This window comes from Achromobacter sp. 1014246743 (assembly GCF_059760725.1).
In genome coordinates, this window is the sequence record NZ_JCBANA010000162.1 from 1 (window position 1) to 422 (window position 422).

Here is a 422-nt window from a genome sequence, read left to right on the forward strand (position 1 = left end):
TCGATGTACACGACGCACAGCGCCTTGATGGCGGGCATCTTCGAGCGCCGGCCCAGGGCCAGCAGCACGCCGATCGGGAAGGCGAAGGCGATGCCGAACGTGGACAGGATCAGCGTGAGCGGCAGGCCGCCCCAGCGTGCGTTTTCCACGTAGGTCAGGCCGAACACGCCGCCCCACATCAACAGGGCCACGGCGGTCAGGCCGACGGTCCAGATGACAGCGAGCTTCCAGTTCCAGAAACGGCGGATGCCGCTGCAGACGATGACCGCGATCAGGATGATCGTGGCGATCAGCGGACGCCATTGTTCGTCGTACGGATACGTGCCGAACAGGATCAGGCGGTGCTTCTCGATGATGAAGGCCCAGCAGGCGCCGCCGACGGACGCGCGGCATTCCTGCGCGTTGGCGGCGGTGTAGTTGGC

The 422-nt window shown here is 65.9% G+C and carries 1 pseudogene; it reads right to left on the reverse strand.

The features are described from left to right. A pseudogene (locus AC6LJ2_RS30065) lies at positions 1-422 on the reverse strand (amino acid ABC transporter permease); the annotation flags it as partial.